15 protein-coding genes are annotated in these 16,780 nt (G+C 32.9%); 11 read left to right on the top strand and 4 right to left on the bottom strand.

Translation table 11 applies throughout. The annotated features are described in order from the left end of the window. From H3S88_RS12870 to H3S88_RS12835, 8 genes are all read left to right on the top strand, one after another. Nucleotides 1–446: hypothetical protein (locus tag H3S88_RS12870; RefSeq protein ID WP_232352602.1), on the top strand; the 446-nt coding region annotated here is incomplete at its 5' end. After that, nucleotides 430–1,143, top strand: coding sequence for a tetratricopeptide repeat protein (locus H3S88_RS12865; protein ID WP_198229129.1), 714 nt, complete (start codon nt 430–432; stop codon nt 1,141–1,143). The genes H3S88_RS12870 and H3S88_RS12865, both read left to right, overlap by 17 nt. Nucleotides 1,144–1,344: 201 nt before the next feature. Next, nucleotides 1,345–1,887: a hypothetical protein gene (locus tag H3S88_RS12860; protein WP_198229130.1), complete on the top strand. Its 543-nt coding sequence runs from the start codon at nt 1,345–1,347 to the stop codon at nt 1,885–1,887. 146 nt (nt 1,888–2,033) lie between these two features. After that, nucleotides 2,034–2,330, top strand: a complete 297-nt coding sequence (locus H3S88_RS12855; RefSeq protein WP_198229131.1) for a hypothetical protein — start codon at nt 2,034–2,036, stop codon at nt 2,328–2,330. Nucleotides 2,331–2,662: 332 nt separating this feature from the next. After that, nucleotides 2,663–3,406, top strand: coding sequence for a hypothetical protein (locus tag H3S88_RS12850; RefSeq protein WP_198229132.1), 744 nt, complete (start codon nt 2,663–2,665; stop codon nt 3,404–3,406). A 107-nt stretch (nt 3,407–3,513) separates the two neighbouring features. Beyond that, nucleotides 3,514–3,927: a hypothetical protein gene (locus H3S88_RS12845; protein ID WP_198229133.1), complete on the top strand. Its 414-nt coding sequence runs from the start codon at nt 3,514–3,516 to the stop codon at nt 3,925–3,927. Between the two features lie 57 nt (nt 3,928–3,984). Beyond that, on the top strand, nt 3,985–4,428 hold the full coding sequence (locus H3S88_RS12840) for a tetratricopeptide repeat protein (protein ID WP_198229134.1): 444 nt from the start codon (nt 3,985–3,987) through the stop codon (nt 4,426–4,428). An 802-nt stretch (nt 4,429–5,230) separates the two neighbouring features. Further along, the gene (locus tag H3S88_RS12835) at nt 5,231–5,785 is read left to right on the top strand and encodes a YbhB/YbcL family Raf kinase inhibitor-like protein (RefSeq protein ID WP_198229135.1); all 555 of its coding nucleotides are present in this window, start codon (nt 5,231–5,233) and stop codon (nt 5,783–5,785) included. Between the two features lie 109 nt (nt 5,786–5,894). On the opposite strand, the gene mmuM is transcribed toward H3S88_RS12835, so the two are convergent. The 4 genes from mmuM to mfd form a co-directional block, all read right to left on the bottom strand. Further along, entirely contained in the window at nt 5,895–6,836 is a 942-nt protein-coding gene (gene mmuM / locus H3S88_RS12830; protein ID WP_198229136.1) for a homocysteine S-methyltransferase, read from the bottom strand. After that, entirely contained in the window at nt 6,826–8,226 is a 1,401-nt protein-coding gene (gene mmuP, locus H3S88_RS12825) for an S-methylmethionine permease (protein WP_198229137.1), read from the bottom strand. Before mmuP ends, mmuM begins: the two co-directional genes overlap by 11 nt. 86 nt (nt 8,227–8,312) lie before the next feature. Beyond that, nucleotides 8,313–9,860, bottom strand: a complete 1,548-nt coding sequence (locus H3S88_RS12820) for a DUF945 family protein (protein WP_198229138.1) — start codon at nt 9,858–9,860, stop codon at nt 8,313–8,315. Nucleotides 9,861–9,887: 27 nt separating this feature from the next. Next, complete coding sequence (gene mfd, locus H3S88_RS12815; protein WP_198229139.1) at nt 9,888–13,349, bottom strand: transcription-repair coupling factor; 3,462 nt, start codon at nt 13,347–13,349, stop codon at nt 9,888–9,890. 159 nt (nt 13,350–13,508) lie between these two features. On the opposite strand from mfd, the gene lolC reads away from it, so the two are divergent. From lolC to lolE, 3 genes are read left to right on the top strand one after another with little or no spacing between them, the layout of a single operon-like run. Further along, on the top strand, nt 13,509–14,711 hold the full coding sequence (lolC, locus tag H3S88_RS12810; protein WP_198229141.1) for a lipoprotein-releasing ABC transporter permease subunit LolC: 1,203 nt from the start codon (nt 13,509–13,511) through the stop codon (nt 14,709–14,711). Next, nucleotides 14,704–15,408 (top strand): lipoprotein-releasing ABC transporter ATP-binding protein LolD, encoded by a 705-nt coding sequence (gene lolD, locus H3S88_RS12805; RefSeq protein WP_198229140.1) that lies wholly within the window; start codon nt 14,704–14,706, stop codon nt 15,406–15,408. The genes lolC and lolD overlap by 8 nt, the downstream gene beginning before the upstream one ends. Before the next feature lie 6 nt (nt 15,409–15,414). Next, nucleotides 15,415–16,659 (top strand): lipoprotein-releasing ABC transporter permease subunit LolE, encoded by a 1,245-nt coding sequence (gene lolE / locus H3S88_RS12800; protein ID WP_198229142.1) that lies wholly within the window; start codon nt 15,415–15,417, stop codon nt 16,657–16,659. The last annotated feature ends 121 nt before the right edge of the window (nt 16,660–16,780 follow it).

Below are 16,780 nucleotides of genomic sequence, written 5' to 3'. Positions count from 1 at the left end.
GTCATTATTGTTACCTTTTTTTATTGTTGGTTTATCATAACAATGACCTTATAAAATTGGTACTAATTAGTGTAGCCTATCCAAATAATGTTTTTGCCAATAATCAAAAGGAACACATTGATATTCGTGCAGCACGGTCAGCCGCTAATCATAGTGATCCTTTTTGTTACTCTTTACGCATTGATTATTATCCAAATGGTCAAATTAAAGAACAGGGTTGCCAAGGTCATTATAATGCGGCAGGTATTTCTGTAGGTAATTGGTATGAATATGATTTATTAGGTATGCCTGTTCGCACGAATTATTATCATCCTGATGAGTTTGGCAAAGATTATAAGATCACTACAACTTATGATAAGAATGGTAAGGTGTTAACTAAAAAAATATATAATTATGCTAATTTATATGAAACAGAGGAAGAAGAACTTAATGAAATACCTCAATAAAAAATTTATTACAGCAGTCGGATTAACTTGCATTTTGTTGGTAATAAATCTTGCAAAGGCTGATATTGATAACGAAAATAATTTAATCATTAAAGCAGAAAATGGAGATAAGGTTGCTCAGTATCATTTAGCAAGTTTGTTGTTATCGAAAAACGTTGATGAAGAATATAATGATAAAATTTTTTATTGGTATCAGCAATCAGCAGAACAAGGATATGTAGAAGCTGAATTTGCTTTATCTGTTATTTATTCAGAGCGCGGTGACTCTGAAAAATCGTTTATTTGGTTAGAAAAAGCCGCAAAACAAAATCATGCAAAAGCTCAATATGAATTAGGCATAAATTATCGATTTGGATTTGATGTTAAATCAGACAGTTCAAAAGCATTATATTTTTTAGAAAAATCGGCTCAACAAGATTATATACCTGCGCAAGTTGAATTAGGTAATTTATATTTAACAACTAGTGGATTGGGTTCAGATTTAGATAACTACAAAAAAGGGGTTTATTGGTATGAAAAAGCAGCGCAAAAAAATAATGCGTTTGCTCAACTTAACTTAGGTATTATTCAAATGGCTCAATCAAATTACCAGCAAGCATTATTGTGGCTTAATCAAGCTTGCAAAAATGATTTAACCGATGCTTGTCAACTGGCTTCTAAGATTAAGACAAAAAAAATACGCTCTAAAAATAGATAATTGTCTATTTGATTTTCGGATAAAGGTGAATATTTCTAGAGATTAATCCAACTAGAGAAAAAATACTTATAAATAATCATTAACAATTTAATCATGAACGTTGTTGGTGACAAGGCTGAATCTAACATATTCTATACAAAGGATAATTATCTATATTCCCTTGTTTTAGATGGTAATCCTCATAAAAAATAAGGCAATTCTATGAAATTTCTAGTTTTAATTTTATTGATTTTTCCTAAATTACTATTGGCTCAAGAGGTATTTATTGACTCTTCAAATAAAGAATATTTATATTTAGGAAGTACACAAAATAATGAACAGAGTTTTATGGATTTAAACACAGGAACGATAGATTGGATAAATAAAGCCAAAGCAGAACAAATGCAACAGATAGATATGCTATCACCAACAAAATTTTGGAATAAAGTTACAAATAATTCAATCGGGTTTTATGCAAGTGGCTATGAACCATTTTGGAATGCAAAAATAACTAAAAATAGATTACAGTTTCTTCATTTGAAAGAAGACAATATAGCAATAAAAATCGATATAAAAAACTCTGCTATAACAAATAATTTTGTCGCTTTTTTTCATTCAAAAAATGGTGTGTTTGGATTAATCCGAGCTCTTAATAAGGAATCTAAATGTGAAATCAATATTGATGAACCTGATTCAATATATGAAATTTTTATAAACTATAAAGATAAAATTTTTGAAGGCTGTGCTTATTTAGATAAATTATGAGTAATATTTTAAATATTATCCTAATGGTAATAGATAACATATTGAGATAAAAAATTTTTTGTAATAACGATCATATCGTTAATCATAAAAAACAATAAATAAAGACAAGTAAGGATTTGTTCAGCAAGGATTTATTAGGAAAGCATATGTTTCGTTATTTTTATTTATTAACTTTTCTATTTTTATCATTTATTTCATTTTTAACAAAAGCAGATCATACTAAAACTTGGATTGTATCAAAAGTATACATTAGCGATACAATCCATACAAAAAAAGTAACTTCAGATGATCCAATGTATCTTTATAGAATATTTGAATTAGATGAGAATAGTATAAAAACTAATGTTTTTTCAGACAGTAATATTGAAAATTGCTTAAATTACAAGGTTAATAAATTTAAGATTAATTTTGATGACTTACTCAATAGTAGAGGTTGGAGATGAGCCTTAAAACAAATAATTAACTTGTTTAAAATAATTAAATTATTAAGAACTTAATTAAAATTGTGATTGATCACATTATTAACTAAGAAAATATCTAAAAAATAAAAGAAAGGTATGGATGAACTGCATAGCAGTGGAGTAATGAAAAATATTCTAATCTTGAATCAGTTAATAAACTTTGTTCCGTCGATAAAAATAATCTTATATGGAATTATTTGAATGGTAGAAATTGAAAATAATTCGTATAAAGTATTTTTTTAAAATAAATAAGCTAGGCAACTATTTAACTAAAAAAGGATTAGTAAATACCTTAATCAAGGCAAAATACAATAATGAAATTTAAATTAATATTAACTATTTTTTTGATGATTTTTTTTGGAAATTCATATGCTGAAAAAGTCACATTTAATATCGATCATAATGTGGTTAACCTCGCAAAATTTGATACTGAAAGCGAAAGAGATAGTATTGAACTTTATCAAAATAATAAATTAATCACAAAAATTCCAAGTTTTGATGAGGATGGTGGAAATCGTGTCAAGAATATATTAACCCGCTATGATGAGAATAATATCCTTAGGGTAATTACTCGTTTCCCTGATCGAGGTCATTATAAAATATATTATGATATAGGATTTAATAAAAATAGAAATTTATTTATGCTAAATAAAGTAAGTTTCGAATCACAAGTGTGGTCATCGGATACAGATGTTACCACTATTTATTGTTACAATCTAATCAATCAAGAGCTAAATGAGTTAATGAATAATGATGATTGGTTTCATAAAATACGGCCTACCTATTATGGATGGGAAGATGGTACAGTAAAAGGGAATTGTATTGTAAGCAAAAAAGTAGTTGGTTACGAAAATTCTTACAATATCACTATGAAATCCCATCTATTTGACAAACCCGATATAAATAATATGACAAATATGTATTTGATTAAGGGAGATATCGTTGATTTAGTACGATCACAAAATAATTTTTATGAGATTAATTATACAACAAAAAAAAATAAGATAATTAAAAAATGGCTTCACTGCTCTGCTATTGATGCTTGTATCAAAGATTAATAAAACAACATACACGGCACGAAAAAACATTTGAAACTAAAATTGACCTTGTTGCCAATCCTGAGTTGATTAAATAGAGTTGATGATTGTTTAAAGGTAAAGATTGAATGAAAATTAATTGTATATTCAAAATATTTGTTATTTTATTGTTTCTGTTTAACTTTAATTATTTACATGCATTACCTAAAGAAGGAAGTTGGACTAAAGAAATCTATACAGACAGTAATGAAATACCCTATAGTATTTTCTCAATAGAGTTAAAATTTGAGGATAATGACAAAGTTAATGGAGAATTATGTTCAATTATCCAATATGGTAATAAAATTGATTGTCCTATTCTTTTTTCTTCTACCTTAATTGACAATAAAATTAAGGTTCATTTTGATAGTACTTTTGGCGGTATAAATGGTTTAGCGGTTATAACAATTCAAGGTAATAATTTAAGCTGGGATTTAATTAATGCTCCTGAAGGTGAACATTATCTTGTTAAAAAAGCATTATTACTTCCAGAAAAAAACTAATATTAGAAAAGTTTTAGAGTAAATCGTTGGTAAGATATTCACCATCATTTAGCAAATTTGCTGTTATCGAAAAACGTTGATGAAAAAAATAATAATAAAATTTTTTATTGGTATCAGCAATCAGCAGAACAAGGATATGCAGAAGCTGAATTTGCTTTATCTGTTATTTATTCAGAGCGCGGTGACTCTGAAAAATCGTTTATTTGGTTAGAAAAAGCCGCAAAACAAAATTATGCAAAAGCTCAATATGAATTAGGCATAAATTATCGATTTGGATTTGATGTTAAATCAGACAGTTCAAAAGCATTATATTTTTTAGAAAAATCGGCTCAACAAGATTATATACCTGCGCAAGTTGAATTAGGTAATTTATATTTAACAACTAGTGGATTGGGTTCAGATTTAGATAACTACAAAAAAGAGCTTTATTGGTATAAAAAATCTGCACAAAAAAATAATGCGTTTGCTCAACTTAACTTAGGTATTATTCAAATGACTTAATCAATTTTAATCAAACATCATTTCAATCTTAATTTAATTCTTAGTTTTGGAATTTTAGTAAATCATGATAACAATCAGAATGATGATATTTTTAGGAAAAAATATTATAATTCTACTAATAATAGATTAAATATTAGTAATAGTATTTAAATTCATTTCAATGAAGTTTATACTGAATTATAAGAATAATTATGGTGACACTTTTACTATTTTTAACATGTTTCACTAAGATGCAAATTTAAGAAAAATAATACGACTATATTATTGAAAAGCAAAACAATTTATCTTTATTTTATCCTATTTATTAATGCGATACGAGTTTCAAAATAATGCTTATTTGTCTTTCAATCGCGATGATGTCTTTTAAATCTATCATAATAAAAAAAATTATATAACAAACTTCATTATATTGGTTATATGGTTAGTTAAAAATCACGTATTAACATTTGTAAAATTGCAAATGATAAAATCTAAACAACTAAGATTATATCTTTGAAAAAAATAGATTGATGTAAAAGATATGATGCCAAAATGGAAAATATTAAAGAATAAAATGAGTGTTGATAAAAAATGAAACGGTATAGATATCTGAATATTTTTTACAAGTATACAGTTGTAAGTAATATGCTTATCTAAACGCGAATAATTATATAAATATTAAAATAACAAATTAATTATTATTTAAAATAAATATAAATAAATCAAAAATATGATATTTATCTTTCTGTATACAATGTTTATAGTATCCATTAAGTATTAATGTATTAATCTAATTAAATAAAATATATATATAAGGATTCATATGAATATGATTAATAAACTAAAACCGATAATGTGTTGTGTCTTAATGTTAGGGTCTGCTAGCTGTTTAGCATCGGAAATGCAGTTAGCTGTTCCAGATCTTGTCAAAGATGGTTTTACTAATAAATTTATTTATAATCAATTCGGTTGCCGAGGAGAAAATATATCACCCAATATTTCGTGGCATAATGTACCTAAAGATGCAAAAAGCTTAGTAATAACTATGTATGATCCTGATGCGCCGACGGGCTCTGGCTGGTGGCATTGGACAGTAGTTAATATTCCTGTTGATGTAACTGCACTTAAGCGTTCTGCTGGTAATAACCCTGATCTATTACCTAAAGGTAGCCAAGTGGTGCGTAATGACTTTGGGGTAGCGAGTTACGGCGGCCCATGTCCTCCTGAAAAATCTGACCATCGTTATCAATTTACATTATATGCACTTGATATTGATCATATAGACGTAAATGAACAAACCACACCTGCGTTAATTGGTTTTATGGTTAATGCTCATCTCATTTCTAAAGCAACGGTAACTTATAATTACTCACGATAAAAAATTTAATTAGCTATTAAATAACAACTACCGAATTAATACAAGTTCGGCAGTTGTTATACTATTTTACATTGATTCTTATATATGGATAGTTGTGGATAAAATAAAGCTATTTTTTATTTAATAATTGATGAATTTCAACAATATCTTCTGGGGTTGTTTGGCAACAACCGCCGATTAATTTGGCGCCTAATTTTATCCATGTATCTAACTGATTGGCAAAAGTACAGTTGTGATGATGATTTTTATGCCATTGTTTAGTGGTAGGGTCATACTCCTCGCCTGAATTGGGGTAAACAATTAGCGGTTTACTGGTTAGTTTACTTAGTACTTCTAAAGCAGGTGTGACTTTTTCTAGGGCAATGCAATTAATGCCAACACTGACAATTTGCTCAATGCTATTTAAATATTCAATAACCTCTGTTAATGGTGTACCGTCGCTAATGTGTTGTTGATCTTTTAATGTTAATGAAAACCAGCAATTAACCATTGGAAATTGTTGTATTAATTTAGTCAAAGCTTTAATTTCCAAAAATGATGGCATCGTTTCACAGGCTAAAATATCTACACCTGCATCTATAAGCGCTGTAACCCGATCTTTATGAAATGCAATAAATTCACTCTCGCTAAGCTGGTAATCGCCCGTATATTCCGAACCATTGGCAAGATAAGCACCATATGGCCCAACGGAACCCGCAATTAAGAGAGCTTTATCCTCTTTTATATCGTTTAGATATTGCATTTTTGCTTGTTGGGCTAATTTTACGCTGGTTTTAATTAACTTGATGGATTCTTCCAGCTCAATCCCTTTTTGGGCAAATCCCATTGGCGTTGCTTGATAGCTCGCAGTAATGGCGCAATCGGCACCAGCTTTAAAATAATCATAATGTACTTGTTGAATTAATTCAGGCTGTTCAATTAATACTTTGGCTGACCATAGACTGTCATTAAGATCGCAACCACGACGTTGCAGTTCACTTGCTAACGCACCATCAATGATCATGTGTTTTTTCTGTTCTAAAAGCGGTTTTATAGGATTATTATCTTTCATGATTTCTAACTTGTTTTTTCAATGCTTGGGTTAAATAATGAACAATAAAGCAAACAATCACAAACGGAATACCACAATATAGCGCAATACGTTGTTCAGGATCAAACGCTAAACCGATACAAGCAACAAGACAAAGAATAAAACCTAAAATTGGCACAAATGGATATAATGGAGCTTTAAATTTAAGGTTTTTTTGCTCGGATGGTGATAATTGTTTTCTATAAAAATAGTGAGAAGCACAAATACTTAACCATACGGCTACAACTGCAAATCCAGAAATCGCCGTTAAAGCAACAAATACGGTATTAGGAGCAATGATACTTGAAAACAGAGCTAATAATCCTCCTAACATGCTGACTGCAATAGCTGTTGTCGGGATTCCTTTATCGGTTAATTGAGCAAAGCATTTTGGTAATGTACCTTGATTTGATAGTGACCACAACATGCGACCTGAAGCATAAAGTCCAGAATTTGCTGCGGATAAAATCGCAGTTAAAATTACAAAGTTAAAGATATCAGCAGCATAAGGAATGCCAATATTTTCAAATACCATCACAAACGGACTAGTCACAACGCTAGCTTGTTCCATTGGTAAAAGTGCAGCTAATACAAAAATGGTGCCAACAAAAAAGATGATTAATCGGAAAATAGTGGTTTTTATGGCTAACGGAATTGATTTTTCAGGGTTATGGGTTTCACCCGCAGCAATACCAATAAGCTCTGTTCCTGAAAATGCAAAGTTTACCGATACCATTGTCATGACTATTGGAATTATGCCATTAGGAAACCAACCATGATCAGTAATGTTGTGTAAGAATGGCGCAGGCATATCATTTTTCATTGGAATAAAACCAAATATAGCCGCCGTACCAGCAATAATAAATACGACAATGGTGATGACTTTAATTATTGAGAACCAAAATTCACTTTCAGCAAAAAATTGTGCTGTAATAATGTTTAGTGCAAAAATCACTAAACAAAAAATTAAACACCAAACCCATACTGGAATATTTGGGAACCAGTATTGCATACACATGCCCGCAGCAGTTAAGCTTGAACCCAAGGCAACAGTCCAAGTTAACCAATATAACCAAGCAACTGTATAGCCAGTAGCGGGACTGATAAAGCGCGAAGCATAAGTATGAAAGGCCCCTGTTTCAGGCATGGCAACAGCTAACTCACCCAAACATAACATGACCAAATACACCACTAACGCACCAATTAAATAGGAGATTATTGCACCAACTGCGCCAGCTGTGGCAATAATGTATCCAGTATTAAAAAATAACCCAGTACCAATTACGCCACCTAAAGAAAGCATAATTAAATGTCGGGTTTTCATGGTGCGTTTAAATTGATTTTCATTTAAGGGTGTAGAATGAGTATTCATAAGTATATTATTTTTAGCATTTAAAGGTTAATATTCCGTCAGTGTAACTGACGGAAAAGGCTAATTGAATTGTTCACTTTTATTTATTAAAAATTATAAAAGAAATCTTTCTTTGACATGATTTCACCATTGACTTGAACTTCATCACTATCTTTGGTGAGACTGACATCTGAAAAAATACCGTCGGTTTGACCATTATTGAAAACAAAAATTGGTATGTTACCCAAAAACATTTCAGTACTTAACTTAATGTTTGATTTGACGCTATTAACTTGTTGTTCAGTAACTTGACTGTTTTGAGAATTTTCGAATTGTGCATAAAATCGAGCCATAACATTAAATGGAGCTTCAATTTTTAATTGTAATGCATCTATTTTGTCATCAATTTCGCTTGAAGTATCATCCTCATCGTCAGTAAAATAATTTAAATCGTTAATATCAAAAAGAAAACTTACATTAATATCACCTGCATCATTATGCCAGTTAAGCTTATTAAGTGTGATGGTTGTGTTAAATGGCATTTCCTCAATAAAGTCTTGTAAATCATCTAAATAGTCCATATAAAATCGATTAAAAATATCTTTCTTGTCGAGACCTTTAAAGTTTAAATCCAATGAACCATTACCTAAGTTTTGTTTGCCATAGATAATTGAATCAACACTTGTGAATAATGATCCATCAACCGCGTGGTTTTTTTCGTTCAATTCCATTTGCTGGTTTAAAACGAATTTATTCAATACAATGTTATTAGCTGCACTAGATGTACTTCTATTAGTTGATATAGTTAATCGATTAATTTCACTTTGATCACTGATCTTATAGTCTTTATAATTAATATTTCCTTTGGAGGTTAAATCATTAAAATCGATATCGGTATATGAACCATATTCAATACTTTTCATTTTTAAACTACTAATATTTATATCATAGTCAACAGTAGATTTATCTTGTTCTGGTTTAAGTGACATATTTAACCCATTGAAAGAAATTACGTTATTTGGGTCTATTACAAGATTAAGTTTATCAAGGGATGCTTCCATCGATAGGTCAGAGCCATTATTCTGCTTTTCAAATACAATATTCCATTTACCTAGTTCAAATACACCGTCATCCTCAATAAGATCAAAGTCGGAATGGGTTAGTTTGATGCCTTCAGTTGTTAATTTGACGGTAAGATAATCGCTGTAACTTAAACCTGCATGACCAGAAATAAAAGGTTTATTGCCAGCTAATTTCCATAGTGTTGGATTGGTTTTTTCGGTTATAGCAAATTCTAACCAAGCTAACTGAGGGGAAAATGAACCATTAGCAAGGGCGGCTAAAGGGAATGGACCATGATGAATGGTTGCATCATCATCATATAATACAATAACAGGATCATCGTCATTAATTATTTGGTTTTTTTGTGTCAAGGTGACTTTAAGATGTGTTTTGGTCGAAAATATCCCTTTTTCATCATTATTATGTGAAATTTGTAGATTAAAAATTTGTTGACTGCTGTTAACTTGCTGGGCAAACTCAGCTAAGTTAGTGTCGAGGTTTTCTTCGATTAAATTTCCGGTATACATTGAAGTCCCAATATATCCGAATGCTAATATTGCAATAACTCCTGTCGCTATTATACTTTTTTTCATCTTAATTCTCTTTTTATATTTTATCCATTATAACTCTTGATGGTTAGAAAAATCAGCCAACAAATTTTTAATATATCCAATACGATCACTTCGTTCTAAATGTGAACTCAGCAATTTTAATCGATTTGCGGTCTCAAGGCGATAATTTTTTGGTGATTTTTGAATCATTTCAATTAAATAATCCACAGAAATTTTATTGTTCTTACCAAATTCAATAAAACCACCTTTTTCACCGAATTCAATTTTAGTGATCCCTAATTTGCTTGCCTGATAACGAATTTTAGTTGTTTCTAATAAAAATAGTACGGCATCGGGTAGCTTACCAAACCGGTCACGCATTTCGATTTGTATATCTGTTAATTCGTCAATTGCTTCAATGCTAGCAATCCGTTTATATAATGACAGTCGGGTATTAACATCAGGAATAAAATCGTCAGGAATCAAAGTTGGTAAACGTAATTCAACTTCGGTTTGCTGGTTATTAAGAAGCGATTCAAGGGTTGGCTCTTTACCTTCCTTAAGTGATTTAACCGCATCATCGAGTAATTCAATATATAGATTAAAGCCAATCGTTTCTATTTGACCACTCTGGTCACTGCCCAATAATTCTCCCGCCCCCCGAATTTCAAGATCATGTGTTGCTAAAGCAAAACCTGCACCTAAATCTTCAAGTGATGCAATAGCTTCCAGACGTTTTTTAGCATCTTTACTAAGTAGTTTTGGATGTGGCGTTAATAAGTAAGCATAAGCCTGATGATAGGAACGACCAACACGACCTCGCAACTGATGTAATTGCGCCAAACCAAATTTATCAGCTCGTTCAATGATGATCGTATTTGCATTCGGAATATCAATCCCCGTTTCGACAATTGTGGTACAAACCAGTAAATTAAAGCGTTGATGATGAAAGTCATTCATGACTCGTTCCAAGTCACGTTCGTGCATTTGACCATGACCAATGGCAATACGCGCTTCTGGAACTAATTCAGCAAGTTTTTCACTTACTTTTTCAATGTCTGAAACATCATTATGTAAGTAGTAGATCTGACCGCCACGTAAGATTTCACGTAAAATTGCTTCTCGAATCACCAGATCATCGTATTCGCGTACAAAGGTTTTAACCGCTAAACGACGAGCGGGTGGGGTAGCAATAATCGAAAGATCGCGCATACCGCTCATTGCCATATTAAGCGTACGTGGAATTGGCGTAGCAGTGAGGGTTAATATATCAATATTGGCACGCATCGCTTTAATTCGTTCTTTTTGGCGAACACCAAAGCGATGTTCTTCATCGACGATCAATAAACCAAGATCTTTCCATTTAACATCTTCTTGTAGTAGTTTATGAGTACCAATTACGATATCTACTTTACCTTCACCTAGAGCTTGAATAATCGCTTGTTGTTGTTTAGCTGTTTTAAAACGGGACAAGCTTTCAATTCGGATTGGCCAGTTAGCTAAGCGATCACAAAAGTTTTCGTAATGTTGTTCAGCAAGTAGAGTGGTAGGGACTAAAACTGCGGTTTGTTTATGATTTATTACCGCTAAAAATGCTGCTCGAATAGCAACTTCAGTTTTACCGAAACCAACATCACCACAAACCAATCGATCCATAGCATAAGGCGAACACATATCGCCAATTACTGCACCGATTGCGTTTTGTTGATCCTCCGTTTCTTGATAAGGAAAAGCTTCACAAAACAGTTCATATTGCTCTCGATCTTGCTTAAATTGAAACCCCGGTTTGCTTTCTCGCTCAGCATAAATATCGAGTAATTCGGCTGCGACATCTCGTACTTTTTCGGCCGCTTTTTGTCTAGCTTTACTCCATGCATCCGAGCCAAGTTTATTCAGTGGAGCATTTTCTTCATCCCCACCTGAGTAGCGACTGATTAAATTTAAAGATGATACGGGCACATATAGCTTAGTCTCATTGGCATAAAGTAAGATCAAATATTCTGCATTAATGCCACCTGTTTCAAGCGTGGTTAGACCCGCATAACGTCCCACACCATGCTCTAAATGGACAACAGGTTTACCGGGTGTTAATTCTGCCAAACTTCGAATGAGTGTATCGGTATTAATTGCTTGTTTATTTTCTTTTTTACGTCGAATAATTCGGCGACCTAATAATTCATTTTCAGTGATAAAGGCAAAATTATCGGATTGATCAATAAAACCTTGCTCACTTGCACCTAGAATTATACAGAAGCGATCATCGACATGATGTATTTTATCTAGTTGGTTAATCGTTGTTGGATGAATACGAATTCGTCCTAAAATTTCTTGTAACGCTTCTTTACGACCTTCTGATTCAACCGAAAAGACAATCTTATCTGTGAAATTTTCGATGAATTGATGGAATTGCAAATAGGGATCTTTTTGTTGAATAGCAATCGCAAGGTCAGGCAAATTTGAATAAGCCAAATTAACATTTTTATTAGATTCACTGATAACTTCGTGCGATAAAACCATTCTTGGGTATTTTTTAAAATCGGCAAATATTTCGTCGGTTTTTGACCAAATGATTACAGGCTCTAATAATGGTCGCATAGGATCGACTTTACGACTATCATAACGCTGGTTAACATCTTGCCAAAATTTATTGGCATGAGCCTCAATATTGACGGTGTTAATAATGAGTGTGTTAGTTGAGAAATATGAAAACAGGGGCGTTAATGGCTCATTAAAAAAGAGGGCCTGCCAATACTCAATGCCTGTTGGTAAAATATTTTTGCTGACTTGTTGATAAATACTTTCTGGCTCTAATCTGACTGGAAATCTTTCACGCCATTGGCTTCTAAACAGTTCGATCGCAGTTTTATCAAATGGAAACTCATGGGCTGGTAACAATTGTATTTCAGTTATTTCATCAAGTGTGCGTTGAGATTCAACATCAAATGTGCGAATACTATCTATTTCGTCATCAAAAAAATCGATACGATAAGGTTTATCACTGCCCATAGGGTAAATATCAAATAGAGCACCACGAGTTGCATATTCGCCATGTTCCATCACTTGACTGACAGAGCGATAACCTGCATTTTCAAGTTGCAAACGTAAATTCTCACGGCTAATTTGCAGACCTTTATTCATGATAAACACATGTCCGCCTAAATAGCTTTGTGGACAGACCTTTTGCATTAAGGTATTTATCGGTAAAATCAAAGCACCCTTTGTCAAATGTCCTAAATGATAAAGGCAAGAGAGACGCTCAGAGACAATGTCTTGATGCGGTGAAAAACTATCATAAGGCAGTGTTTCCCAATCAGGAAAAAAGATAGCAGGATGTGGTGAAAACTGTCTCAGTTCTTCATGAATACGTGTTGTTTGTTGCATATCATCTGTAATAATCACCACTAAACCATCGTGTGCATCAATGGCTTGAGCACAAAATTGGGATAGAGATGATCCGATTAACTGCCCAATTTGTTTGACTTCACCTGATTTTTTAGGAATTAATGTTGAAATATTAAGAGTTTTTGACATGTTGATTTTGCATGGTTTCGCTGAATAATTAATGTTAGATTATAACGTAAGTATGAGGTTGTTTTCTATAACTGTTTAATCCTGTATGATAGGCACTTTGTAATTAACTCGTTAAACTTTGTCAAAAAGTTTCAGGTAATATATACGTTTATGTCAAAAATATTTCGTCCATTAGTATTTTTTATCGGTTTGCGTTATGTCTATGGGCAAAAGACTGATGGTTTTGGTCGCTTTGTGTCATGGTTATCAATGCTCGGTATTATGCTTGGCTCCATTGGCTTGATTGTTGTGTTGTCGGTCATGAATGGACTAGAAGATCAAATGCAGGGGAGCATACTAAAATTCTTGCCTCAGGCTCAGATAACCACATCGCAAGGTCGTATTGATCCTAATAAGATTGCGGGCGACCAATTTAAGAAAATTAACGGTGTTAATCATGTGGCACCTTTAGTTACAGGCGATGTCGTTTTGCAAAGTGAACAAGGTATTATGGTCAGCACGTTAATGGGAATCAACCCAGATGATGGTGATCCAATTAACGATTATGTCTATAGTGGTTCAGTATCGGATCTTGTGCCTGGGCAATATAATGTCATTATTGGATTAACTTTAGCCAATCAACTGGGTGTAACCGTTGGCGATAAAATTCGCTTGATGGTAACTGATGCCAGTCAGATCACCCCAGTTGGCCGTATTCCCTCACAAAGGTTATTTAATATCGTTGGACTGTTTTCAATCAATCATGACATCAATCAAGCCTTAATTTATGTTAACCAGACTGATGCACGTCATCTGCTTCGCTATCAAGAAGGAATAATAACAAGTTGGCGTTTGTTTTTAGATAAGCCGTTAGAGATTACCTCAGTAACAAACACTCCATTACCAGAAGGACTAGTCTTTAATGATTGGCGAGCAAAACGAGGAGAACTATTTCAAGCTATCAAAATGGAAAAAAATGTCATGGGACTATTAATCAGTTTGATTGTTATTGTGGCAGCTTTTAATATTATTACATCGTTAAGTTTATTAGTGATGGAAAAACAAGGTGAAGTGGCGATTTTAAAAACCCAAGGTCTATCTCGATTTAAAATCATGTTAATTTTTATTATTCAAGGCGCTAGTTCAGGAATTATTGGAACACTATTAGGTAGTGCTATAGGGTTGTTACTGGCTTGTTACTTAAATGAAATCATGCAATTGTTTGGATTATCGTTTGCTGGTATTCAATTGCCGTCGCTGGTTGAACCCACACAAATTATCGTTATTTTTATTGGATTACTTATGTTAGCGCTAATTTCAACTATTTACCCTGCCTATCGTGCAGCCAATATTCAACCAGCCGAGGCGTTACGTTATGAATAATTCACAAATCTTGCTTTCAGCAAAAAATCTTTGTAAAACTTATAATGAAGGCAAAATGGTCACCGAAGTTTTAAAAAACGTATCGTTTGATATCCATTCGAAATCTCTATTAGCGATTATTGGGAGTTCTGGATCGGGTAAGAGTACATTGTTACATCTTCTTGGTGGACTGGATAAACCAACTTCGGGTGAAATCATTTTTAAGTCTCAGCAATTAAATCAGCTTTCTGAAAAAGAAAAAGCTCACCTTCGCAATCAAGAAATAGGGTTTGTCTATCAATTTCACCACTTATTACCCGATTTTTCTGCATTAGAAAATGTTGCTATGCCACTCTTAATTAGTGGTGCAAAGCCTAATGATGCAAAAAAGCGAGCAATGGCAATGCTGGAATCGCTTAATTTAGTTAAACGTGCAAATCATAGACCGTCTGAACTGTCTGGTGGAGAGCGCCAGCGTGTGGCAATAGGACGAGCTCTTATCAACAATCCAGCACTGGTAATGGCTGATGAACCTACAGGTAATCTGGATAAAACCACGGCTGATTCCATTTTTGATTTATTGATAAGTTTGAATCGTGATCATGGCACGGCTTTTTTAGTGGTCACACATGATCTGGAACTCGCCAATAAACTTGATAACCAATTAATTATGCGCGATGGACAATTGTCTAATCGTTCATTAACCGAAAAAATTTAATGGATAATTACAATGAATTTATCATTAATCACCGCCATTAAGTTCCGCAAAGGACGCCGTAAAAGTGGGATGGTGTCGTTGATATCAATTATTTCCACATTCAGTATTGCCATTGGTATTGCGGCTTTAATTATTGGGTTAAGTGCAATGAATGGTTTTGAGCGTGAACTGCATAATCGAGTATTGTCCGTTGTTCCACATGGGCAGTTTTATCCCGAATATGGTTATCTGGATAATTGGCGAGATGTTCGAGATGAATTAAAACGAAATAGTCACATTGTCTCAGCTACACCTTTTGTTAATTTTACGGGTTTAATTGAGAATGCGAGTAAACTTGGCGCAGTTGAAGTAGAAGCGATCGATCCCGATCAAGAAAAATCAATAAGTACACTACCTAATTATGTATTAAATAATCAATGGCAAAAATTTAAAGCTGATAATCAACAAATTATTATTGGTTCTGGTTTAGCCAAAACGCTAGCTGTAAAAGAAAAAGATTGGGTGACTTTATTAATACCAGTATCTAGCGACTCTAATCAACTTAAACCTCCGAAACGAGTGCGTTTGCAAGTTATCGGAATTTTGGATTTAAGCGGAAGCCTTAGTAATAGTGTTGCTTTGCTCCCATTAGCCGATGCACAAAAGTTACTGAATATGGGCGACAGCGTCACAGGCATTATGGTCAATGTAGATAATGTTTATCAGGCTAGATATATTATTAGCCAGGCAGCGTTAGCTCTGGATGAAAACTTATCGTTTAATAGTTGGGAACAAACTTACGGTTTTATGTATCGTGACATTCAAATGATCAGAGAGATTATGTATTTGGCTATGATTGTTGTTATTGGTGTCGCTTGTTTCAACATTGTTTCGACATTAGTAATTGCTGTTAAAGATAAACAACGTGACATTGCCATTTTAAAAACACTCGGTGCAACTAATCGTTTAATTAAACATATCTTTATTTGGTATGGAGTCATTTCAGGATTAATTGGAAGTTTAATCGGGGTGATTTTAGGGGTGATTTTATCATGGCAACTATCAAATCTCATGGAACTCGTGGAATCTTTGATGGGGCATAAAATCCTTAACAGTAACATCTATTTTGTTGACTTTTTACCGTCTGAAATTCATCTTGTTGATGTTGTGATTGTGTTTATTACAGCAATGTTGTTAAGTTTGCTTGCTAGCTATTATCCAGCTCAAAGAGCTTGTAAAATCGATCCTGCACGAGTCTTAAGTAGCTATTAATGAAAAACAATACATAGAACATAAAAAAGGCGCACCTTTGAAGTGACCCCCAATAGTTGGACAACCACTAACTGGGGGTCTTTTTATGTCAAAATATAGTCGAGATTTAAAAATTATCATA

Origin of the sequence: Gilliamella sp. B14448G11, assembly GCF_016101765.1 — a bacterium.
In the GTDB taxonomy this organism is placed as follows: domain Bacteria; phylum Pseudomonadota; class Gammaproteobacteria; order Enterobacterales; family Orbaceae; genus Gilliamella; species Gilliamella apicola_N.
The sequence above is the reverse complement of the archived record's forward strand: the minus strand, read 5'-3'. Positions and strand labels throughout refer to the sequence as shown.

Bases quoted from the DNA above. Each gene is read 5' to 3' on its own strand.
- H3S88_RS12865 (WP_198229129.1), top strand. From the start codon at position 430: ATGAAATACCTCAATAAAAAATTTATTACAGCAGTCGGATTAACTTGC.
- H3S88_RS12860 (WP_198229130.1), top strand. From the start codon at position 1,345: ATGAAATTTCTAGTTTTAATTTTATTGATTTTTCCTAAATTACTATTG.
- H3S88_RS12855 (WP_198229131.1), top strand. From the start codon at position 2,034: ATGTTTCGTTATTTTTATTTATTAACTTTTCTATTTTTATCATTTATT.
- H3S88_RS12850 (WP_198229132.1), top strand. From the start codon at position 2,663: ATGAAATTTAAATTAATATTAACTATTTTTTTGATGATTTTTTTTGGA.
- H3S88_RS12845 (WP_198229133.1), top strand. From the start codon at position 3,514: ATGAAAATTAATTGTATATTCAAAATATTTGTTATTTTATTGTTTCTG.
- H3S88_RS12835 (WP_198229135.1), top strand. From the start codon at position 5,231: ATGAATATGATTAATAAACTAAAACCGATAATGTGTTGTGTCTTAATG.
- mmuM (WP_198229136.1), bottom strand. From the start codon at position 6,836: ATGAAAGATAATAATCCTATAAAACCGCTTTTAGAACAGAAAAAACAC.
- mmuP (WP_198229137.1), bottom strand. From the start codon at position 8,226: ATGAATACTCATTCTACACCCTTAAATGAAAATCAATTTAAACGCACC.
- H3S88_RS12820 (WP_198229138.1), bottom strand. From the start codon at position 9,860: ATGAAAAAAAGTATAATAGCGACAGGAGTTATTGCAATATTAGCATTC.
- mfd (WP_198229139.1), bottom strand. From the start codon at position 13,349: ATGTCAAAAACTCTTAATATTTCAACATTAATTCCTAAAAAATCAGGT.
- lolD (WP_198229140.1), top strand. From the start codon at position 14,704: ATGAATAATTCACAAATCTTGCTTTCAGCAAAAAATCTTTGTAAAACT.